The following is a 20,299-nucleotide window of genomic DNA, read 5'->3' as shown; positions in this document are numbered from 1 at the left end:
CGCGACGACGTACCGTCGGCGATGTAGGGCGGGATGCCGGGCCACTTGGGGAGGCCCCGGCACACAACGAAGGGGGATCGTTGCTTTCCATGCCACGCGGGCTCGTGCCCGCGTTGACCACCGCTGCCGTGCTGGCGGTGCCGGCCGCGGCGGCCGCGCAGGAGCCGCGCGACATCGCGCGCGACTACCTCAAGCAAAACGCGGCGCAGTTCGGCGTGACGGCGGCGGACGTCGCCGACACCACCATCACCAGCCAGTACGTGACGGCCGGCACCGGCGTCACGCACGTCAACCTCAACCAGCGCTACAACGGCCTGGACGTCGCCGGCGGGCACGTCACGGTCAACGTCGGCGCCGACAAGCAGGTCAAGTACGCGGCCGGCCGCCTGCTCAAGGTCGCGCCCGCCGCCTCCACGACGGCGACGCTGTCCGTCACCGGCGCGGTCGAGTCCGCGGCCGACGAGCTCGGGTTGGACGAGCCCGAGCGCCTGAGCGTCGTCGCGCGCAGGGGCGCGGAGACGACGCTGACCGACGGCGGCATCTCGTCGGCGCCGATCGGCGCCAAGCAGGTCTTCCACCCGGTCGGCGATGAGCTGCGGCTCGCCTACCAGGTGACGATCGACGACGCGACCGACGCGCACCTGTGGTTCGTCACGATCGACGCGCGCACGGGCGAGGAGCTCGCCCGCGACGACTGGACCGACCACGACGACCTCGACGAGCTCGAATCGCGGCTCGGTCGCGAGGAGGCGCCGGCGGCGCCGAAAGCAGGCGCGTTCCAGTCGGCGTTCTCGCTGGCCTCGCCGAACCCGGTCAACGACGGCTCCGCCTACCGGGTGATCGCGTGGCCGGCGGAGAGCCCGAACGACGCCGTACGCTCGCTCGTCGGCAACCCGGCGGACTCGCTCGCCTCGCCGTTCGGCTGGCACGACGTCAACGGCGCGGCCGGCGCGGACTTCTCCACCACGCAGGGCAACAACGTCCACGCCTATCTCGACCAGGACGCCAACAACGCGCCGGACTTCGACTCGAGCCCGCGCGGTGGTGCAGCGCTGCGGTTCGACTTCGCCGCGGACCTGACCGAGCACGCGCAGAACTACCGCAACGCGGCGGTGACGAACCTCTTCTACTCGAACAACATGATGCATGACGTCCTGCATCGCTTCGGGTTCGACGAGGTCGCCGGCAACTTTCAGGCCAACAACTACAACCGGGGTGGCGGCGAGGGCGACTACGTGCGCGCCGAGGCCCAGGACGGCAACGGCACCAACAACGCCAACTTCGGCACGCCCGCGCAGGACGGCGGCACACCCCGGATGCAGATGTACGTCTGGCCGGGCTCGACGACGACGTTCGGCCAGCCCAATGTGCTCACCATCAAGGGCAAGGACGGGCCGTCGTTCGGCGCCGGCTGGTCACGCTTCACGCCCGCCCCGACCAAGGCCGGGCTCGCCAACCAGACGCTGGTCTACGGCGGCAACGGCTGCAACGACGCGGCCTTCCCGAGCTCACGGCCCGCGAAGAAGTGGATCGCCGTCGTCGACGGCGGCACCACCGCCTGCTCCTACCTGCAGCGCGTGCTCGTCGCCCAGGCGCTGGGCGCGACCGCGGTCGTCGTCGCCCACGACGCGGCCGGCAATCCGCCGGTGCTCACCGGGTCGATGATCGACGAGGCGCCGGTGATCCCGGCCGTGGCGGTCACCCAGGCCGACGGCACCGCGATCAAGGCGCTGATCGCCGCCGGGCCGGCTCCGAAGGCGACGCTCGCCAAGAGCCCGACCCATCCGGGCATCCGCGACGGCGACCTCGAGAACGGGATCATCCTGCACGAGTACGGGCACGGCGTGTCCAACCGCCTCACGGGCGGCCCGGGCATCAACTGCCTCGGCGGCAACGAGCAGGCGGGCGAGGGCTGGAGCGACTTCCTCGCGCTGTCGCTGCTGATGGACCCGACCAAGGACGACCCGAACGGCCCGCGCGGCATGGGGCCGTACGCGCTGTTCCAGCCTGACCGCCAGGGCGCCGGGATCCGTCCGCGGCCGTACAGCCGCAACATGGAGATCCAGCCGTTCACGTACGACTCGATCAAGACCGGCGGCTGGCTCGGCGGCGCGACCCTCGCGCTCCCGCACGGCCTCGGCCACGGCTGGGCGTCGGTGCTCTACGACGTGACCTGGGACCTGGTCGACAAGTACGGGTTCAACCCGAACCTGTACGGCTCGTGGAACAGCGGCGGCAACCTGCGGGCGATCCAGTACGTGATCGACGGCCTCAAGTTCCAGGGCTGCAACCCGGGCCTGGTGGCCGCGCGGTCGGCGATCATCGCCGCCGCCGAGGTGCGCAGCGGCGGCGCGGACACGTGCACGCTGTGGGCGTCCTTCGCGCGCCGCGGCCTTGGCTACAGCGCCGTCCAGGGCACGACCGACCGCAACGACAACGCGGAGGCGTTCGACACGCATCCGAGCTGCGTGCGGACGCTGCAGTCGCCGACGTTGCCGGAGCCGCAGCTCAACGAGGTGACGGCCGGCGACCGGGTGCAGCTGCGGTTCACCGCGGACGGCTACCGCGAGCTCGACGTGCTCACCAAAGGCTCGCCGTACTCACGCCAGGTCGACTGCACGACGCTGCAGACCGTGACGCCGGGCCAGACGGCGATCACACCGCGCCCGCTGCCGATCCCGGCGCTCGGTGAGCTGCGCGTCAACGACCGCGGGATGTTCGTCTTCCCGTGGCGGACGGACGCGGCGTGGGCCGGCACCTGCCGTGAGCTCGTGGCGACCGAGCGCACCGGCAAGCAGTACCGCGCGTACTACCGCTTCACCTAGCGGCAGGGGTTCCCCCGGGCCGGCGCGCGCCGGCCCGGGCGTGCCGTGGCTAAGGTGCTCGCCCGTGACCGACGACCTGCCCCGCAGCTCCCGCCGCGTCCACGCCGCGCTCGTCGCGCTGGAGCTCCCGGCCGACATCGTCCACCTCGCGGACGCGACCCGCACCGCCCCTGAGGCCGCGGCCGCCGTCGGCTGCGAGCTGGGCGCGATCGTCAAGTCCCTGGTGATGCGCGGCGTGCAGTCGGGCGAGCCGGTGCTCGCGCTCGTGTCCGGCGCCAACCGCGCCGACATGGACGTGCTCGCCGCCGCGGTGGGCGAGGCGATCGAGCGCCCGGACGCCGCCTACGTGCGCGAGGTCACGGGCTACGCGATCGGCGGCATCCCGCCGGTCGGCCATCCCGCCCCGGTCCGCACGTTCATGGACGAGGACCTGCTGCGGTTCGAGACGGTGTGGGCGGCCGCCGGGCACCCGCACACGGTCTTCCCGATCGCGCCCGCCGCGCTGGCGACCGCCTCGGGCGCGACGGTCACACGCCTCGCCGCTTGACCGTTTCTTGACATGGGCCTGACTGCGGGTTGAAGCTCGCGGCCGATCCCAGAGGTGTGATCCTCGAAGACGGCGCCCAATGGCTTCTGGCCCTGACGCTCCTGCTGGTGGTCCTCGCGACCCTGCGGGCGAAGGCCAAGCACGCGCGCCGGTTCGAGGCGCTGATCCAGCACGCGTCCGACCTCACGGTGCTGATCGACGAGCGCGGGGTCATCCAGTACGCGAGCCCGTCCTTCGAGACCGTCGTCGGGATCGCGCCCGCCCGCGCCGAGGGCGTCGAGCTGCGCTCGCTCATGCCCGAGGAGGAGGCCGGCCGGCTCACGAGCCACCTGCAGACGCTGGCCGACAGCGCCGGGCAGCTCCCGGTCGAGTTCCAGCTGCTGCACGCCGACGGCTCCCGGCGGTTCCTCGACGGCACCGTCGTGAACCTGCTCGAGGAGTCCGCGGTCGGCGCGATCGTCTTCAACGTCCGCGACGTGACGCACCGCCACGAGCTCGAGGGCGAGCTCGTCGACCTCGCCTTCCACGACTCGCTGACCGGGCTCGCGAACCGCGCCCTGCTGCGCGAGCGGATCGGCCACGCCGCCGCGCGGGCGCGCCGCAACGACCAGGCCGGCGCCGCCGTGCTGATGATCGACCTCGACGACTTCAAGTCCGTCAACGACGGCCTCGGGCACCGCGAGGGGGACCTGCTGCTGCAGTCGGTCGCCCGGCGGCTGGAGGGCGCGATCCGCGCCGCGGACACCGCCGCGCGGCTCGGCGGCGACGAGTTCGTCGTCTTCGCGGAGGACGTCGCCTGCGTGGAGGAGGCGGCCGACCTCGCCGACCGCGTGCTCGCGGCCTTCGAGGCGCCGTTCGAGCTCAGCGTCGGCGCGTTCCACTGCCACGCGAGCATCGGCGTGCGCTTCGTGGTCGGCGCCCAGCTGGACGCTGACGATCTGCTGCGCGACGCCGACCTCGCGATGTACTCCGCCAAGGGCTCGGGGAAGGGCACGTGGACGCTGTTCGAGTCCGGCATGAGCGAGGAGGCCAGCGAGCGGCTGACGCTGCGCGCCGAGCTGCACCGTGCGCTGGAGGGCGAGGAGCTCGAGCTGCACTACCAGCCGATCGTCGACCTGCACACCGAGGCGATCACCGGGTTCGAGGCGCTCGTGCGCTGGCAGCACCCCACGCGCGGGCTGCTCGCGCCGGACCGGTTCATCGGGCTCGCGGAGTCGACGGGCCTGATCCACCGGCTGGGCGCGTGGGTGATCCGCGAGGCGACGGACGCGCTGCGCCGCTTCCAGGACACGTCCGGCGACCACGAGCTGTCGATGAACGTGAACCTGTCACCGCTGCAGCTCGAGAACGCGTGGATCGTGGACGTCGTCCGCTCTGCGCTGGAAGTCGCCGCGATCAACCCGCGCTGCCTGTCGCTGGAAGTCACCGAAGGCGTCTTCCTGGCCGACACGGCCACGGTCGTCGACCGCCTCCAGGCGCTGCACGCGCTCGGCGTGCGGATCGCGCTCGACGACTTCGGCACGGGCTTCTCGTCGCTCGGCTACCTCGAGCGGCTGCCGCTGGAAGGCCTGAAGATCGACCGCGCGTTCATCGCCACGGTGGAGGAGCGCGGCCAGGTGCTCGGCGCGATCGCGGGGCTCGCGACCGGCCTCGGGCTCTCCACCGTGGCCGAGGGCATCGAGACCGCCGAGCAGCTCGCGGCGGTGCGCGCGCTCGGCTGCGACCTCGGGCAGGGCTTCCTCTTCTCGCGTCCGCTGACGGAGGCGGACGCGACCGCCCACCTGGCTACGGCGCGTAGGTCGTCTGGCCGTGCGGGGCTTTCGCGAAAGCGATGACCTTGCCCGCGTCGACGCGGAACACGGCTGCCGGGCCGCCCTCGTTGTCGTCGAAGACGCCGTCGCCGACCGTGAACCGCCAGACTTCGCCGTACTTGTCGACGTAGGCGTCGGCCACCGCCTGCAGCTCCGCGTTGTCGTCGAGCCGGGTGGCCACGCCCTCGACGACGACGTCCAGGCCGGCCGCCCACGTGTTCGCGCCGGTGGTCAGCGCGAGGGCGGATTGCGCTTGGAGGTTCCGGTACTTCTGCTCACGTAGGCCGGTGCAGAAGTGGAGCGCGCCGGCGTGGAGGACGCCGACCAGCGGCGTGACGTGTGGGCGCCCGTCGGCGCGGACCGTGGTGATCCAGTAGAGCTCGGCGTCCCGCAGCGTCCGCTCGGTCGTCTCCCACGGCGTGGGCTTCGCGGAGGGGTCGCTGAAGCGGCGGTCGATCTTCGCGTGCATGCGAGCTTGGACGGGTCGGCGCGAGCAGATTCATCGCACACGGCAAGATGGAGGGATGTCTGCGCACCGCATCAGCACGAATCCCAGCGAGCGCCACGTGCGCGTCGAGTCCGGCGGCCAGGTGCTCGCCGAGTCCGATCGGGCGGTCGAGCTGCACGAGACCGGGCTGCCGACCCGCTACTACCTGCCGCGCGAGGACGTCCGCATGGAGCTGCTGACGTCGACCGACACGACGTCGCACTGCCCGTACAAGGGCGACGCCTCCTACTACTCGGCGCCCGAGGTCGAAGACGCCTTCTGGGTGTACGAGGCGCCGTCGGAGGAGGACGCCAAGCCGATCGCCGGGCTCCTCGCGCCGTGGCCGGGGCGGGTCGAGGTGATCGTCGAGTAAACCGAACCCTCGGACGGCGCCGCGGCCGGTACCGTCATACGTATGCGCGTCCTGATCACGGGCAGTTCCGGTCACCTTGGCGAAGCGCTCTGCCGCGTGCTGGGCGCCGAGGGCTTCGACGTCGTGTCGATCGACGTCCTGCCGTCCGAGCACACCACCCACGTCGGGTCGATCACCGACCGGACCCTCGTCCGGCGGCTGGTCGACGGCGCCGACGCCGTGCTGCACGCGGCGACGCTCCACAAGCCGCACGTCGGCTCGCACACCCGCCAGGACTTCGTCGACACGAACGTCACCGGCACGCTGACGCTGCTCGAGGAGGCCGTCGCCGCGGGCGTCGGCCGCTTCGTCTTCACCAGCACGACGAGCGCGTTCGGGCACGCGCTCGTCCCGCCGGCCGACGCGCCCGCGGCCTGGATCACCGAGGCGGTGCGCCCGGTCCCGAAGAACATCTACGGCGTCACCAAGACCGCCGCCGAGGACCTGTGCGAGCTCGTCCACCGCGACCACGGCCTGCCGATCGTGATCCTGCGCACGTCCCGCTTCTTCCCGGAGGGCGACGACCGCGACACCGTCCGCGAGGCTTACGCCGACGCGAACCTGAAGGTCAACGAGCTGCTCTACCGCCGCGTGGACATCGAGGACGTCGTCTCGGCGCACCGCTGCGCGCTGGAGCGCGCCGAGGCGATCGGCTTCGGCCGCTACATCGTCAGCGCCACCACGCCGTTCGTCCCGGACGACCTCGTCGCGCTGCATCGCGACGCCCCGCCCGTCGTCGCCCGTCACGTCCCGGCCTATCCGGCGGTCTACGAGGCGCGCGGCTGGCGCATGTTCGACGCGATCGAGCGCGTCTACGTCAACGCCGCCGCTCGCCAGGACCTCGGCTGGGCTCCGCGCTACGACTTCGCCTACGCGATCGAGCGCCTCGCGGCGGGCGAGGAGTGGCGCTCCGAGCTCACCTTCGCGGTCGGCGCGAAGGGCTACCACGCCGAGTCGACCGGCGTCTACACCGTGCGTTAGCCGCGGCGGCCGAACGGCCAGCGGCGCTTGCGCCCGGGCTGCGGCTCCGGTGGCGCGTCGGGCTGCGGCGCGAAGTACGTGCGCCAGACGTCCTCGACCGTGCCGAGCGAGGGTGTCTGCGCGCGTTCCTCCTCGGTCATCGGCGCGGGTTCGCGGTGCAGCTCGCAGGCCTCGTTCGTGCAGCGCCACGCGCCCTCGGTGCGTGGGCTGTCGTCGACGGGCGTTCCGCAGAACGGGCACTCGGTCATGACCTCGAAGGTCACCGGCACGTCGGGGCTGGGCCCGTCCAGCCCGAACAGCGAGTGCATGGCGTCCTCGAGCGAGCCGACGGCACGCATGGTCGCTCGGTCCTCGTCGGTCACGGCCACCTGCGGCTGTCCGCGGAGCGCGCACCCGTCGGCGTCGCACTGCCAGGCCGTCTCGTCGGCGTTCAGCGTGAGGTCCCCGCCGCACTGCGGGCAGAGGCCGGTCTCCTCAGGGTCGCTCACGGTCAAGAAGGCTAGGTCGCGGTACCTGCCGCCCCCTCGAGGCGACTACCAGGCCAGGTGGGTGCGGGCGTCCGGGATCGTGGACAGCACGCGGTCGAGCGACGCGAGCGTCCCGATGCCGTTGGCCGCCGCGATCACGACCTGCTTGCCCTCGACCGTCACGACGTACTCGGGCAGAGCAGCACGAAGCCGCCAGATGGCCATGTGGGCTTCACTGCTGTCGCTCAGCAGCGTGAGCGAGTGTGCGGATTCGACGGTCATGTAGCGGCTCTCGGCAGCTATACCGCGAAGCTTTAGAACTAAATCCAAAGTCGGCAAAGTGGCGCGTCGGCGTTCACCGGCGGAACGACCCGCAAGCCCCTCTCCACCTCCAACTTATACCGGAATCGACGGTCTCATGAGGCTGTCCGCGGTTCCGCATACTCGCCGCTCATGGGCACAAATGAGCACGAGGTCATCGTTGTCGGCGGCGGTCCCGCGGGGATGATGCTGGCCGCCGAGCTGGCGCTGGCGGGCGTGGACGTCGCGGTGGTCGAGCGGCGCACCGGGCACGAGCTGGTCGGCTCGCGCGCCGGCGGGCTGCACGCCCGGTCGATCGAGCTGCTCGACCAGCGCGGCGTGGCCGAGCGGTTCCTGGCCGAGGGGCAGCCGGTCCAGGTCGTCACCTTCGGCGCGACCGTGCTGGACATGGGCGACTTCCCGTCGCGCCATCCGTACACGCTCGCGCTGTTCCAGAACAAGATCGAGGCGATCCTCGGCCGGTGGGTCGCCGAGCTGCCGGTGACGCTCCACCACGGCCGCGACGTGACGGGCTTCACCCAGGACGACGCGGGGGTGGACGTGCGCCTTGACGGCGGCGAGACGCTGCGCGCGCGGTACCTGGTGGGCTGCGACGGTGGCCGCAGCGCGATCCGCAAGGCGGCCGGCATCGACTTCCCCGGCTGGGACGCGACGAAGAGCAACCTGATCGCGGAGGCGCAGGTCACCGAGGAGCCGCCGGTCGGCCCGCGCTTCGACGCGGTCGGCGTCCACGGGCTGCAGCGGCTCGAAGACGGCACGACCGTCCGGATCGTCACCACCGAGCAGGCGATCGGACCGAGCGGCGAGCCGACGCTCGCCGACCTGAGCGCCGCGCTCGTCGCGGTCTTCGGCACCGACTTCGGGGTCCACAGCCCGACGTGGATCTCGCGCTTCACGGACATGACCCGGCAGGCCGCCGCCTACCGCGCCGGCCGCGTCCTGCTGGCCGGTGACGCGGCCCACATCCACTACCCCGCGGGCGGGCAAGGACTGAGCCTCGGTCTCCAGGACGCCGTGAACCTGGGCTGGAAGCTCGCCCAGGTCGTGCACGGGACGAGCCCCGAGTCGCTGCTCGACACGTACTTCGACGAGCGCCACCCGGTCACCGCGCGGGCGCTGCGGTACACGATGGCCCAGGGGACGCTGCAGCGGCAGGACGACCGCACGAAGGCGCTGACCGAGATCCTGGCGGAGGTGGTCGTGACCGACGAAGCCCGCCGCCGGCTCGCGGGGCTCGTCTCGGGGCTCGACATCCACTACGCCCTCGGCGAGGGGCACCCGCTGCTCGGCCGGCGCATGCCGGACCTCGCGCTGGACGGCGGCCGTCGCGTGTACGAGCTGCTGCACGCCGCCCGGCCGGTCCTCCTCAACCTCGGCGAGCCGGGAGCGCTCGACGGCTCCCCCTTCGTCGTCGACGCGCGCACCGAGGACGCGTGGGAGCTCCCGGTGATCGGCGCCGTGAGCGCACCCGCCGCCGTGCTGATCCGTCCCGACGGCTACGTCGCCTGGGTCGGCGACGGCAGCGACGCCGGCCTGGCGGACGCGCTCGAGCGGTGGTTCGGCGTCGGGCCGGCGCAGTAGCGTCTGGGCGCGTGCTCGAACTCGGTGATGTGCAGCGCGCGCGGCGCGACCCTGGGCTGGTGGTGCTCGAGGGCTTCCACGCCGTCAAGCACGCGGTGCGCTTCGGGGCCGAGCTGCTCGGGCTGTGGACGGCCGACGCCGACGAGCTCGCGGCGCTGTCGGCGCGGCTCGCGCCCGACGTCGTGCTCTCACCGACCGTCGTGGACCTGAGCGCGCTGGCCGCCGTCGTGCCGCGCGCGCAGGTCGTCGCCCTCGCGCGGCGCCCGCGCCAACCCGACCCGGACGGCATCCTCGCGCTGCCGGGCCCCGAGCCGGTGGTCCTGCTCGAGGCCCCGCGGCACCTCGGGAACCTCGGTGCCGTCGTGCGGGTGGCGGCGGCCGCGGGCGCGGCGGGCGTGATCACCACCGGCACGCAGGACCCGTGGCACGCCGACGCGCTGCGCGGGTCCGCCGGCCTGCACTTCGCGCTGCCCGTCGCGCGCTCACGCGTGGTGCGGACGGGCGACCGGCCACTGATCGCGCTCGACCCGGAGGGGACCGTCGTCGGCCCGGGCGTGATCCCGCCACGCGCGCTGCTCGCCTTCGGCACGGAGCGCGACGGCCTCACCGACGAGCTCCTGGCCGTGGCCGACGCGCGCGTGGCGCTGCCGATGCGCCCGGGTGTGTCCTCGCTGAACCTCGCCACGGCGGTGTCGGCGGTGCTCTACCTGGGCGCGGCGCGGTAGTGGGCGACTGTCGCGCGGATGACCGATCGCGGCGGCGACGCAGTTTGAGACGTAAAGCCTGAGCGGTTGGCTAGTACAGAACGACGCGCGTACCCTTAGGGTCGGGGCAACGTTCTGGAGAGGAGACTCATGCGTCGCTTCGTCGTCGCCGTCGTCACCGCGACGGCTCTGATTCCCGCTGCCTCGCAGGCGCGAGCAGCCGCTGACCCCATCGCTCAGGCCTCGTGCACCCGGGCGAAGATCGCCGGCGAGTCCAAGTGCATCGCTCGCGGCCAGTACTGCTCGCGGTCGTCGCAGGCGATGCGGGACTACCGCAAGTACGGGTTGAGCTGCACGAAGCGCGACAGCAACGGCCGCTACCACCTCCAGTAAGGAAGGCACGATCGTGACCCTTCACCGCGGGTGGCGCTTCGCCGCGTCCGCGCTCGTCGCCGTGGTGAAGGTGAAGAAAGGCCCGCCGGGGCGGGCCTTCGACCAAGTGGGCGATACTGGACTCGAACCAGTGACCTCACGCGTGTGAAGCGTGCGCTCTAACCAACTGAGCTAATCGCCCGCAAGCGACGAGCAAGTCTAGCGACCGCGGGTCACACCACGCTCGGCCGCTGCAGGTCGACCAGCTCGCTCACCTGGTGCTCCGCGAAGCGGGCGAACATCGCCTGGCCGTCTTCCTCCTGCGCGAACTGGAGCTCGTCGCCGTGCAGCGTGTAGACGCCGATGAACTGGACGGTCTCGTCGCCGGCCTGGAGCGTGTTGAAGCCGGACGGCGTCCAGACGGGCGGGAACAGCAGCGCGCCGCAGAAGGTCGTGTCGTCCGCGTAGTGCTGGGGCGGAGAGCCGTGCGGGATGGTGTGCCCGAAGCCCAGCCAGCCGCCGTTCGCCTGCGGCATGTGGGACAGGTTCTGCAGCAGACGCAGCGGCCACCAGTTGCGCTCGTCCCCGAGGTCGTCCTGGCCGAGCTTCCAGTCCGGGGGCAGCGCGATGACGAGCTCGGCGCGCGTGTAGTTCGAGGGCGCGCCCTGCATCGGCATCCGGCTCATGCCCGAGGTGATGATCGTGAAGCGCGGGCGATCCTCGGTCGGCGGCATCACGAACATGGCGATGTCGTCGGGGTGGTTGGAGCGCAGGACTCCGGCCGGCTCGCCGAAGTGGCGCTTGATGTGGTGCTCGACCGCGTCGATCAGGTCGAGGTGCGCGTCGATCCCCTTGATGATCTCGGCGACGACGGGAGCCGTGTCCAGCGGCTCCTTGTCCTCTTGCTCCTTGCGGCGCTTACGGTCGAAGAGTCCCATGGGGTCCATGATGCCCGTCGAGGTGGGTGAGGACTGCCAGCACGCGGCGATGGTCCTCGTCGGATGGCGGCAGGTCGAGCTTCGCGAAGATCGAGTTGATGTGGTTGCTGACCGACTTCTCGGTGATCACGAGGCGCTCGGCGATGGCGGCGTTCGACCGTCCCTCGGCCATCACGGCCAGCACCTCGCGCTCGCGCGGCGTGAGCTGGTCGATCCCGCCGCGCGGGTGCAGCAGCTGCGCGACGACGTCCGGGTCGAGCGCGGTGCCGCCGTCGGCGACGCGCCGGACGGCGTCGACGAACTCGCGCACGTCGCCCACACGTGACTTGAGCAGGTAGCCGACGCCACCGGAGCGGTCCGACAGCAGCTCGGTGGCGTACAGCGGCTCGACGTACTGGGACAGGATCAGCACCGGCAGGCCGGGCACCGCGCGGCGGGCCTCGATCGCCGCGCGCAGGCCCTCGTCGGTGAAGGTGGGCGGGAGCCGCACGTCGACCACCGCGACGTCCGGCCGCAGCTCGATCAGCCGCTCCGCCAGTCCTTCGCCGTCCTCGAGCGACGCGATCACCTCGAAGCCGTAGGCGCCGAACATGCGCTCGAGCCCGTCGCGCAGCAGGCTGAGGTCCTCGGCTAGGACGACGCGCACGGCAGCTCCACGGTCGCGACGGTTCCGCCGCCGATCGGGCTCGACACGGTCAGCACCCCGTCGAACGGGGCGAGCCGGCGGCGCAGGCCGCGCAAGCCGCTGCCGCCGCCGGGATCGGCGCCGCCGCGGCCGTCGTCGACGACGCGTAGCACGACGCCGTCGTCCAGCCGCACCTCGATCCTCGACGCCCCGCTGTGCCGGACGGCGTTGGCCACGAGCTCCACGGCCGTGAAGTACAGCGCGGACTCGACCGGCGCGGGCAGCCGGCGGGTGAGCGCCACACGGCACTCGACGCCGCTGCGCAGCGCCAGCGCCTCCAGCGCGCCCGCGAGGCCGCGCTCGGCCAGCAGCGGCGGGTGGATGCCGCGGACGAGCGCGCGCAGCTCCGCCATCGTCGTCTCGGCGCCGGCGCGCGCCTCCACCAGGAGCCCGCGCGCGGCCGTGGGATCGCGGTCGAACAGGTCCTCGGCCATGCCGAGCTGCAGGGAGAGGGCGACGAGCTGCGCCTGCGCGCCGTCGTGCAGGTCGCGCTCGATCCGGCGCAGCTCGACCGCTGACGCGTCCAGCGCCTGTGAGCGCGTGGCGGTCAGCCACTCGATCCGCTCACCCGCGGTCGGGCCGAGCAGCCATCGCGTCCGCCACCGCTCGGCCGCTACCAGCGGGCCCGCGAGGCGCACCGCGAGCCACACCATCAGCACCCCTACCGGCACGGCGAAGAACGCGCCCGCGAGGTCGTCGACCACGACCCACTGGTACCAGAGCTCGCCGTCGCCCTCGAGCGCCCACAGCGCCGGCATCAGCACCCCCATCAGCCCCGCCAGCACGAGGTCGAGCCAGAAGATCGCGAGCAGCAACCCGAGCGGCGTCGCCAGCCACGCGCCCGCCCGCCAGGAGGCCGCGTCGGGGAACCCGGCGACCGCCGCGCGGTGACGCCACCGGCGCGGCCCGCCGAGCAGCACCACGAGCCCGACCGCGGCGCTCCAGCCGGCGCGGAAGAGGACGACGTAGGGGCGCATCAAGACGAAGCTAGGAGACACGAGTCAGCGGGGGAAGAGGTGCCAGCACCTGTGTGCAGACAGGTTTCTGCGCCGTCGACGCCTACGCCAAACCTGACGACCTTGCAGCGGCATGAGCATCCGTCATGCCCTTGGCGCCGCCCTCGCCGGTGGCGCGCTGGCCATCACCGCCGCTCCCGCCCACGCCGCCGACACCCAGGCCGAGCTGCGCGCCCTCGTCAAGCAGGACGCCTACCCCGCGGCGCTCGCCTCGGTCGGCAACGCCCGCGGCAAGGTCCGCAACTTCACCGCCGGCGTCGGCGACCTGAAGACCCGCGAGCCCGTTCCGGTCGACGGCGAGGTGCGGATCGGCAGCAACACGAAGACGTTCACCGCGGTCGTCGTCCTCCAGCTCGTCCAGGAGGGCAAGCTCGAGCTCGACGCGCCGGTCGAGCGCTACCTGCCGAGCCTCGTCCGCGGTGACGGGATCGACGGGCGCGCGATCACGGTCCGCCAGCTGCTCAACCACACGAGCGGCCTGCCGAACTACACGAACTTCCTCGCCGAAGGCCTGCTGCCCTACCAGCACTGGTACGCCGAGCCGCGCACGCTGCTCGACCTCGGGCTCGAGCAGAAGGCGCTCCACGCGCCCGGCGAGGGCTTCAACTACAGCAACACGAACTACCTGGTGCTCGGGCTGATCGTCGAGCGGGTCACGCACCGCCCGATCGGCGAGCAGATCACGCAGCGCGTCATCAAGCCGCTGAACCTGCGCCGCACGTACTTCCCGGGCGTGGGGGAGGAGCGCCTGCGCGGGCCGCACCCCCACGGCTACCACCACGACGACGTGGCGCTCCCGCTGGTCGACGTGAGCGAGCAGGACCCGTCGTTCGGCTGGGCCGCGGGCCAGATGGTCTCCACGCCGAGCGAGATCAACCGCTTCTTCGTCGCGCTGCTCAAGGGCCGCCTGCTCCCGGCGAACCTGCTGCGCGAGATGCGCACGACGGTCCCGGCGGACGAGCTGGGCAAGGGCGTGCGCTACGGCCTCGGCCTGACCAGCACGCCCCTGTCCTGCGGCGGCCTCGCCTGGGGACACGGCGGCACGATCACCGGCTACTGGACCACCAACGCCGCCACCGACGCGGGCCGCGCCGCGACCGTCGCCGTGACGGAGCTGCCGCGCACCGACGCGCAGCTCGCCCGGGTCCAGGACATCGTCGACGGCGCCCTCTGCGACTAGCGGACGCGCTCCCAGACCTCGTCCCAATACGCCTCGGCGGCGGCGTACGCGTCGTCGTCGAGGCCGTAGGTCGTGACCACGAGCCGGCCCTCGCCGCCGGGCTTGACGCCCAGCACCGCGAGCGTCCCCTCGTGGTCGAACCCGCGCTGGAAGCGGGACGCGTGCCAGGGCGTCCCCGGCAGGTCGACCAGGCGCGCCGGGCCCTCCCGCAGGATCGTCCGGCGCGGCGCGTCCGGGGCGACCGCGAGCCGGTGGCGGAGCTGCTGGAAGAACGCGATCCAGCCCTCCTCGATGTCGCCGTAGACGTCCTTCCACTCGAGCGCGTCGAGGTCGCCGGGCTTCGTGATCCGGATGACCGTCCGCTCGGGACCGGCCTCGACCAGCTCGATCGTCTGCTGCATGCCCATCTCGATCCGATCGGGCGGGTGCGGCTCCGCGTGCTCTACGAAGATGAACCGGATCTCGCCCTCGAGCCCGTCGTAGTCCCACCCGAACCAGTGCTTGATCCGATCGGGCTCCGTGAGCTCGCGCCAGACGACGTCGCGCGGCGCGTCGACCGTCACCTCGATCTGGAACGGCTTGTCCATGCTCACGCCGGGTGGCCTCCGATCAACACGCGGTACGTCCTCTCTCCGGGACCGAGCTCGGCGGCCAGCTCCGCGACGCGGTCGGCCAGGGCGTCGGCGAAGCGCTCCAGGTCGGCGGGCCGCGTGAAGCCGACCTCGGCCTCGATCGCGAACGTCAGCAGGCGCTGACCGCGCTCGGCCGCCGCGGTCCGCGCCGCCGCGACGTCGCGGACGAGCCGCGCGCCGCCGGCGAGCAACGTGTCGGCCGCGAAGCGGTCCTGCTCCTCGGGAAGCACGCCCACCACCGACGGCTCCACGAGCACGGCGTGGCACGTGGCGCGCACGACCCGCTCGGTGCAGCCGCGGCGTGCCCGCTCCTCGAACAGCTCCACCAACCCGTCGCGCTCGAGCGCGCGCACGTGGTAGTTGACGCGCTGGCGCGACTCGCCGAGCCGCGCCGCCAGCTCCGTCGCCGAAGCCGGCCCGTCCCGCAGACCTTCGAGCACCGCGCGCCGCAGCGGCGCCAGCGGTGCCGACACGACGTCGACCGCCCCCATATGGGGGTCTATCCTCGTTTAGGAAAGTGAATTTGTCAAATGGCGTGCCGATGACAGAAGAGATGGACCGGATCGTGATCTTCGATCTCGACGACACGCTCGTGCATTCGAACGCCGTGCGGGAAGCGTTTGCCTGCGTCGCGCGCGAGCGCGGGATCGACGAGGCGCTGATGACGCGCACGCTCGACACGCTCCCCGGTCGCCCCGCGCAGGACATCTTCGAGTGCCTCGGCCTGGGCCCCGACGCGGCCCAAGCGGCCACCACCCGCTTCCTCGCCCGCCTCGACGAGCTCAACGGCGAGGTGCCGACCGTGCCTTACGCCGACGCGCACGCGACGCTCGACGCGCTCGCCGCCCGCGGCTGCACGCTCGCGCTCAGCACCGGCTCGCCGCCCGAGCGCGCCCGTCGGATCCTCGAGAACGAGGGCTGGGACGCGTTCGAGGTCGTGCTCGGGTCGACGGAGACGTGTCGCAAGGGCCGCGCGCACTACGAGCAGATGAACGCGGCGACGCCGGACCCGCGCTGGACCCACCGAGCGATCACGGTGGGCGACAGCCCCGCCGACATGCGCCTCGGTGCCGAGTACGGCGTGCCGATCCGGATCGGGATCGACCGTGACGGCGACCCGCGGGCGCTGCTCGCCGCCGGCGCCACGCACATCGTCCGCGGCCTCGCGGACATCCTCCGCATCATCCCCACGTAGCCGCAGGGGCGCGTGATGCGCGGCACAGACACGTTTCGGCACAGCGATATAGTTGCTTGCAGAACGCAACTATCTTCCTGATGCCAGAACCCGTCGAAGACCTCGTGATCGCCCTCTACCGCCTCGGCCGCGTGCAGCGCGCCATCGCCCGCGACGCGCTCGCGGAGCTCGGCGGCCAGGGCTTCGCCGCCCTCGCGGTCGTCCACCGCGAGGGCCCCGTGCGCGTCAGCGCGGTCGCCGAGCAGCTCAGCGTCGACCTGTCGGTGGCCAGCCGCCAGGTCGCGGCGCTCGCGCTCGCCGGCTACGTCGAGCGCGAGCCCGACCCGGACGACCGCCGCGCGAGCCGCATCCACCTCACACCCGCGGGCATGCGCGTGCTGACCGACTCGCACCGCCGGATGGTCAGCACGGCCGAGACCGCGCTGGAGCAGTGGTCCGCGCAGGACGTCACCGGCCTCGCCGCCCAGCTCGAGCGCCTGCGCGAGGACTTCGCCGCCGTGGCATCGCTCCCACTTCAGAAGGACGCCGCATGACCGTCGCCGCCGAGGCGCCAGCCTCAACCCAGATGTCCCACCGGGAAGTGCTCGAGGCGCTCTCCGGCCTGCTGCTCGCGATGTTCGTCGCGATCCTCTCGAGCACGATCGTCTCGACGGCGCTGCCGCAGATCATCGGTGACCTCGGCGGGTCGCAGTCGAGCTACACGTGGGTGGTCACGAGCACGCTGCTGGCGCTCACCGTCACCACGCCGATCTGGGGCAAGCTCGCCGACCTGTTCGACCGCAAGCTGCTCGTCCAGACCGGTCTCGTCCTCTACACGCTCGGCTCGATCCTCGCGGGGCTGAGCGAGTCCACCGGCTTCCTGATCGCCTGCCGCGTCGTGCAGGGCATCGGCGTCGGTGGCCTCACCGCGCTCGTCCAGGTGATCCTCTCCGACCTCGTCTCCCCGCGTGAGCGCGGCCGCTACGCCGGCTACCTCGGCGCGGTGTTCGGCGTCGGCACCGTCGCCGGCCCGCTGATCGGCGGCGTCGTCACCGACGGGCTCGGCTGGCGCTACTGCTTCTACATCGGCGTCCCGTTCGCGATCGCCGCCTTCGTGCTCCTGCAGAAGACGCTGCACCTGCCGCGCCGGCGCCGGGAGGCGAAGATCGACTACGTGGGCGCGACGCTGATCGCCGGTGGCGTCTCGTCGCTGCTGATCTGGGTCTCGCTCGCCGGCCAGCAGTACGACTGGCTGAGCTGGCAGACCGCCGTGCTCGTCGCCGCGGGTGTCGTGCTCCTCGTCGGCGCCGTCGTCTCGATGAGCCGCTCGAAGGAGCCGCTGATCCCGCTGCGCCTGTTCAAGGACCGCAGCGTCGTGCTCGCCGTCATCGCCTCGATCGCCGTCGGCATCGCGATGTTCGGCACCACGGTCTTCCTCAGCCAGTACATGCAGGTCGCGCGGGGCAAGTCGCCGACCGAGTCCGGCCTGCTGACGATCCCGATGGTCACCGGCTTGTTCCTCGCCTCGACCATCGTCGGCCGCCTCGTGACGCAGACCGGCCACTACAAGAAGTTCCTGCTCACCGGCGCCGTCATGCTGACGGTGGGCCTCGGCCTGATGGGCACGCTCGACGAGACCACGAACCTGTTCGAGCTCGGCGTCTTCATGGCGATCATGGGCGCGGGGGTCGGCATGCTGATGCAGAACCTCGTGCTGGTCGTGCAGAACACGGTGCGCTTCGAGGACATCGGCGCGGGCTCGTCGCTCGTCGCCTTCTTCCGTAGCCTCGGCGGCGCGATCGGCGTGAGCGTCCTCGGCGCGCTGCTCGCCCACCACGCGCGCACGGACATCACCAGCGGCCTCGCCGACGCCGGCATCAAGGCCACCGGCAGCGCCGACACCGTGCCGGACGTGTCCACGCTGCCCGCGCCGGTCGCCCACATCATCGAGCACGCCTACGGCACGGGCGTGGGCGAGATCTTCCTCACCGCGGCGCCGCTCGGGCTGATCGCCCTCGCCGCGGTCGCGCTGATGCGTGAGGTGCCGCTCGGCGGCAAGAGCGGCATCGACATCGCCCGCGAGCAGGGCGCCACCACGAACCACCAAGGAGCGGCCTCATGAGCGTCGCCGACCCTGAGCGGACCGAGGTCCTCGGCGAGCTCAAGCTCCACCGCATCCTCGTCGCCGTCGACGGCTCCGAGCATGCTGACCTCGCCCTGTCCGCGGCGATCACCGCCGCGCACCGCGACAACGCCAGCATCACCCTGATCACCGTCGGCCCCGACGTCGCCGCCGGACCCGCGGCCTGGTCGATGCCGCTCGCCGGCGCGCTCGACCAGAACGCGGTCGACGAGGACGCGACCAAGCGGCTGAAGGCGACGCTGAAGCGGATGCCTGAGGACATCCCGGTGCACACGATCTACCGCCGTGGCAAGCCGGGCTGCGAGATCGTCAAGGCCGCCTCAGAGGGCGACTACGACGCGATCATCCTCGGCGCCCGCGGCGTCGGGCGCGTCGGATCGATGCTCGGCAGCGTGTCGAGCTACGTCATGCACCACGCGAAGACCGCCGTCTTCGTCGCGCACGGCGCGGCTCAGAACGTCGAGTAGCCCGAACGGGCCGGCTTCGACGTGCCGGTCCCCTCGAAGTAGCCGCTCACGCGGTAGCTGCCGCCCGGCAGCGTCGGGATGTCCTTGGTGAAGCGCCCCGTGCGCTTCACCGAGACCTTCACGCGCCGCACGACGGCCCACTTGGGCCCGCGCTTGCGCTCGATCGTCACACGCACGTAGCCCGCGACCGCGCCGCGGACCCGGCCGGTCAGCCGCGTGCGCGACCCGCGCACGGACACGCGCGTGCTGCCCGGGGGCTTCGCGCCGGCGGTGCCGCCGGCGCGGGCGATGCGCGCGCCGTCGCCGCCCGTCGTGATGGTGGTGATCTTCGTCGGCGCCGACGGCGGGGCGGTCGCCACCGGGGGGACGGGTGCCGTGGACACGCCCGGGCCGCCGTCGGTGGGCGCGACCGGGGTCGGCGTCGGGGTCGGCGTGGAGACCGGGACCGGGGCCGGGACGAGCACGGCGCCCTGGCCGCCGGCGAGCGTCACGGTCGTGCGGGCGACGCCGTCGAGGTCCTGGTAGCCGGCGGGGACCGTCAGCGTGCGCGTGGAGCGGTACGGCTCGTTCACGAGCACGATCCCGCGCGTGAAGTCGCGGCGCCACGCGCCCGTGGCCACCTGGTAGCGGCCGGTGTTCGGCGTGCCGAGATCGACCGTGTAGCCCGACCACAGGGGAGCGGTCGATGCATCGTTGGCGATCGCCGACAGGCCGGTGTTGACGAGCCAGTAGCTCGCGAGCCCGTACACGCGGGCCGCGGGCGCGGTGGTCGAGAAGTCGAGGATGACGCCGGTGCCGCGCGCCTGTGCGCGCTCGATCCAGCCGGCGAGCGTCTGGAAGCCGTAGGTGCCCCCGCCGTAGGTGACGAGCGACCCGTTGAAGCCGCCGTCGACCGACAGGTACGTCGCGGCCTTCAGCGCGCGCAGGACGTCGGCGTTCGCGTCGCCCTTGTACCAGAGCACCTCGTGCACGATGTCCGCGTCGGCGGGCAGGGCGGCGCGCACGGCGACGAGGAAGTCGGCCATGTACCGCTGCCAGCCGGCCTCGGTCATGGCGGCGCCGGTGCGCGGGTCGATCGGCGTGCGGGACGTCCCGCCGGCGTTCGTCGTGCGGCGCTCCATGAAGGCGTCGTCGATGAACACGCCGCGATGGCCGGCGCCCAGCGCGGCCTGCGCCTTGGCGATCCACCACGCGCGGAAGTCCGCGTTGCCGAAGTCGGCGGCCGCGCGTCCGTTGACGAGCAGCGGAGCGTTCGTCGCGTCTTTGAGCTGCCACTCCGGGTGGGCGGCGAGCTCCCCGGCGCTCAGCCCGTAGGCGGGCAGGTGCGCCCACGCGCCGGCGCCCCAGGACGTCAGCATCGGGCTCGTGTCCGCCGTCCCGCGCGCCAGGCGCGGTGTCGCGGCGTCGGCCGCGGCGGTGGAGCACGACATCAGGATGGCGGTGAGGGCAGCGGTCAGCAGACCCCGGGACATGCACGGCATGGGGGAGATCCTTCGGGACGGCGGTACACCCTGGTTTTCGGCATCCGGAGGCCATGCCTGAAGGACGCGGGCGCG

Annotated in this window: 22 protein-coding genes and 1 tRNA gene; 13 read left to right on the top strand and 10 right to left on the bottom strand. The window is 72.3% G+C overall.

Features of this window, described 5'->3' with window-relative positions; genetic code table 11:
* Positions 1-89 precede the first annotated feature (89 nt).
* The 3 genes from C8N24_RS08115 (at position 90) to C8N24_RS08105 (ending at position 5,207) form a co-directional block, all read left to right on the top strand.
* A complete protein-coding gene (locus C8N24_RS08115) occupies positions 90-2,825 on the top strand; it encodes a M36 family metallopeptidase (protein WP_121249571.1) in 2,736 nt (911 codons plus the stop codon).
* A gap of 64 nt (positions 2,826-2,889) precedes the next feature.
* Entirely contained in the window at positions 2,890-3,372 is a 483-nt protein-coding gene (locus C8N24_RS08110) for a YbaK/EbsC family protein (RefSeq protein WP_121249570.1), read from the top strand.
* Between the two features lie 56 nt (positions 3,373-3,428).
* Entirely contained in the window at positions 3,429-5,207 is a 1,779-nt protein-coding gene (locus C8N24_RS08105) for a putative bifunctional diguanylate cyclase/phosphodiesterase (protein WP_170178933.1), read from the top strand.
* Here the strand turns inward: C8N24_RS08105 and C8N24_RS08100 are convergent.
* The gene (locus tag C8N24_RS08100; RefSeq protein WP_121249568.1) at positions 5,158-5,652 is read right to left on the bottom strand and encodes a pyridoxamine 5'-phosphate oxidase family protein; all 495 of its coding nucleotides are present in this window, start codon (positions 5,650-5,652) and stop codon (positions 5,158-5,160) included. The two genes, C8N24_RS08105 and C8N24_RS08100, sit on opposite strands and share 50 nt — an antisense overlap.
* Before the next feature lie 55 nt (positions 5,653-5,707).
* Here C8N24_RS08100 and C8N24_RS08095 point away from each other — a divergent pair, with 55 nt between their 5' ends.
* Together C8N24_RS08095 and C8N24_RS08090 are read left to right on the top strand one after the other, a co-directional pair.
* Complete coding sequence (locus C8N24_RS08095) at positions 5,708-6,043, top strand: DUF427 domain-containing protein (RefSeq protein WP_211339882.1); 336 nt, start codon at positions 5,708-5,710, stop codon at positions 6,041-6,043.
* A 42-nt stretch (positions 6,044-6,085) separates the two neighbouring features.
* Positions 6,086-7,063: an NAD-dependent epimerase/dehydratase family protein gene (locus C8N24_RS08090; RefSeq protein ID WP_121249566.1), complete on the top strand. Its 978-nt coding sequence runs from the start codon at positions 6,086-6,088 to the stop codon at positions 7,061-7,063.
* Here C8N24_RS08090 and C8N24_RS08085 read toward each other — a convergent pair.
* Together C8N24_RS08085 and C8N24_RS08080 are read right to left on the bottom strand one after the other, a co-directional pair.
* On the bottom strand, positions 7,060-7,551 hold the full coding sequence (locus C8N24_RS08085) for a hypothetical protein (RefSeq protein WP_147447694.1): 492 nt from the start codon (positions 7,549-7,551) through the stop codon (positions 7,060-7,062). The two genes, C8N24_RS08090 and C8N24_RS08085, sit on opposite strands and share 4 nt — an antisense overlap.
* Positions 7,552-7,596: 45 nt before the next feature.
* Entirely contained in the window at positions 7,597-7,812 is a 216-nt protein-coding gene (locus C8N24_RS08080) for a hypothetical protein (protein ID WP_121249564.1), read from the bottom strand.
* Positions 7,813-7,983: 171 nt separating this feature from the next.
* Between C8N24_RS08080 and C8N24_RS08075 the strand changes: the two genes are divergently transcribed.
* The 3 genes from C8N24_RS08075 (at position 7,984) to C8N24_RS08065 (ending at position 10,529) form a co-directional block, all read left to right on the top strand.
* A complete protein-coding gene (locus C8N24_RS08075; RefSeq protein WP_121249563.1) occupies positions 7,984-9,432 on the top strand; it encodes an FAD-dependent monooxygenase in 1,449 nt (482 codons plus the stop codon).
* A gap of 11 nt (positions 9,433-9,443) precedes the next feature.
* On the top strand, positions 9,444-10,157 hold the full coding sequence (locus tag C8N24_RS08070; RefSeq protein ID WP_211339881.1) for a TrmH family RNA methyltransferase: 714 nt from the start codon (positions 9,444-9,446) through the stop codon (positions 10,155-10,157).
* A gap of 129 nt (positions 10,158-10,286) precedes the next feature.
* Entirely contained in the window at positions 10,287-10,529 is a 243-nt protein-coding gene (locus C8N24_RS08065; protein WP_121249562.1) for a hypothetical protein, read from the top strand.
* A 107-nt stretch (positions 10,530-10,636) separates the two neighbouring features.
* On the opposite strand, the gene C8N24_RS08060 is transcribed toward C8N24_RS08065, so the two are convergent.
* From C8N24_RS08060 to C8N24_RS08045, 4 genes are all read right to left on the bottom strand, one after another.
* Positions 10,637-10,710: transfer RNA gene (locus C8N24_RS08060), tRNA-Val, on the bottom strand.
* 31 nt (positions 10,711-10,741) lie between these two features.
* Complete coding sequence (locus tag C8N24_RS08055; protein ID WP_170178932.1) at positions 10,742-11,446, bottom strand: suppressor of fused domain protein; 705 nt, start codon at positions 11,444-11,446, stop codon at positions 10,742-10,744.
* A complete protein-coding gene (locus tag C8N24_RS08050; RefSeq protein WP_121249560.1) occupies positions 11,427-12,092 on the bottom strand; it encodes a LuxR C-terminal-related transcriptional regulator in 666 nt (221 codons plus the stop codon). Before C8N24_RS08050 ends, C8N24_RS08055 begins: the two co-directional genes overlap by 20 nt.
* Entirely contained in the window at positions 12,077-13,108 is a 1,032-nt protein-coding gene (locus tag C8N24_RS08045; RefSeq protein ID WP_121249559.1) for a histidine kinase, read from the bottom strand. Before C8N24_RS08045 ends, C8N24_RS08050 begins: the two co-directional genes overlap by 16 nt.
* 112 nt (positions 13,109-13,220) lie before the next feature.
* Between C8N24_RS08045 and C8N24_RS08040 the strand changes: the two genes are divergently transcribed.
* The gene (locus tag C8N24_RS08040) at positions 13,221-14,327 is read left to right on the top strand and encodes a serine hydrolase domain-containing protein (RefSeq protein WP_121249558.1); all 1,107 of its coding nucleotides are present in this window, start codon (positions 13,221-13,223) and stop codon (positions 14,325-14,327) included.
* On the opposite strand, the gene C8N24_RS08035 is transcribed toward C8N24_RS08040, so the two are convergent.
* Together C8N24_RS08035 and C8N24_RS08030 are read right to left on the bottom strand one after the other, a co-directional pair.
* Positions 14,324-14,920 (bottom strand): SRPBCC family protein, encoded by a 597-nt coding sequence (locus tag C8N24_RS08035; protein ID WP_147447693.1) that lies wholly within the window; start codon positions 14,918-14,920, stop codon positions 14,324-14,326. The two genes, C8N24_RS08040 and C8N24_RS08035, sit on opposite strands and share 4 nt — an antisense overlap.
* Complete coding sequence (locus tag C8N24_RS08030) at positions 14,917-15,450, bottom strand: ArsR/SmtB family transcription factor (protein ID WP_121249556.1); 534 nt, start codon at positions 15,448-15,450, stop codon at positions 14,917-14,919. The genes C8N24_RS08035 and C8N24_RS08030 overlap by 4 nt, the downstream gene beginning before the upstream one ends.
* A 62-nt stretch (positions 15,451-15,512) precedes the next feature.
* Between C8N24_RS08030 and C8N24_RS08025 the strand changes: the two genes are divergently transcribed.
* The 4 genes from C8N24_RS08025 to C8N24_RS08010 all read left to right on the top strand — a co-directional run bounded on the left by C8N24_RS08025 (position 15,513) and on the right by C8N24_RS08010 (position 18,743).
* On the top strand, positions 15,513-16,154 hold the full coding sequence (locus C8N24_RS08025; RefSeq protein WP_211339880.1) for an HAD family hydrolase: 642 nt from the start codon (positions 15,513-15,515) through the stop codon (positions 16,152-16,154).
* 80 nt (positions 16,155-16,234) lie between these two features.
* Entirely contained in the window at positions 16,235-16,687 is a 453-nt protein-coding gene (locus tag C8N24_RS08020) for a MarR family winged helix-turn-helix transcriptional regulator (protein ID WP_121249554.1), read from the top strand.
* Positions 16,684-18,255 (top strand): MDR family MFS transporter, encoded by a 1,572-nt coding sequence (locus C8N24_RS08015; RefSeq protein ID WP_121249553.1) that lies wholly within the window; start codon positions 16,684-16,686, stop codon positions 18,253-18,255. Before C8N24_RS08020 ends, C8N24_RS08015 begins: the two co-directional genes overlap by 4 nt.
* Complete coding sequence (locus C8N24_RS08010) at positions 18,252-18,743, top strand: universal stress protein (RefSeq protein ID WP_121249552.1); 492 nt, start codon at positions 18,252-18,254, stop codon at positions 18,741-18,743. Before C8N24_RS08015 ends, C8N24_RS08010 begins: the two co-directional genes overlap by 4 nt.
* Here C8N24_RS08010 and C8N24_RS08005 read toward each other — a convergent pair.
* Positions 18,728-20,215: a putative glycoside hydrolase gene (locus C8N24_RS08005; protein ID WP_170178931.1), complete on the bottom strand. Its 1,488-nt coding sequence runs from the start codon at positions 20,213-20,215 to the stop codon at positions 18,728-18,730. The genes C8N24_RS08010 and C8N24_RS08005 overlap by 16 nt on opposite strands.
* Positions 20,216-20,299: the final 84 nt, after the last annotated feature.

Source organism: Solirubrobacter pauli (genome assembly GCF_003633755.1).
Classification (GTDB): domain Bacteria; phylum Actinomycetota; class Thermoleophilia; order Solirubrobacterales; family Solirubrobacteraceae; genus Solirubrobacter; species Solirubrobacter pauli.
Note: the sequence above shows the minus strand (reverse complement) of the source record. Positions and strands in the feature narration are given on the sequence as shown.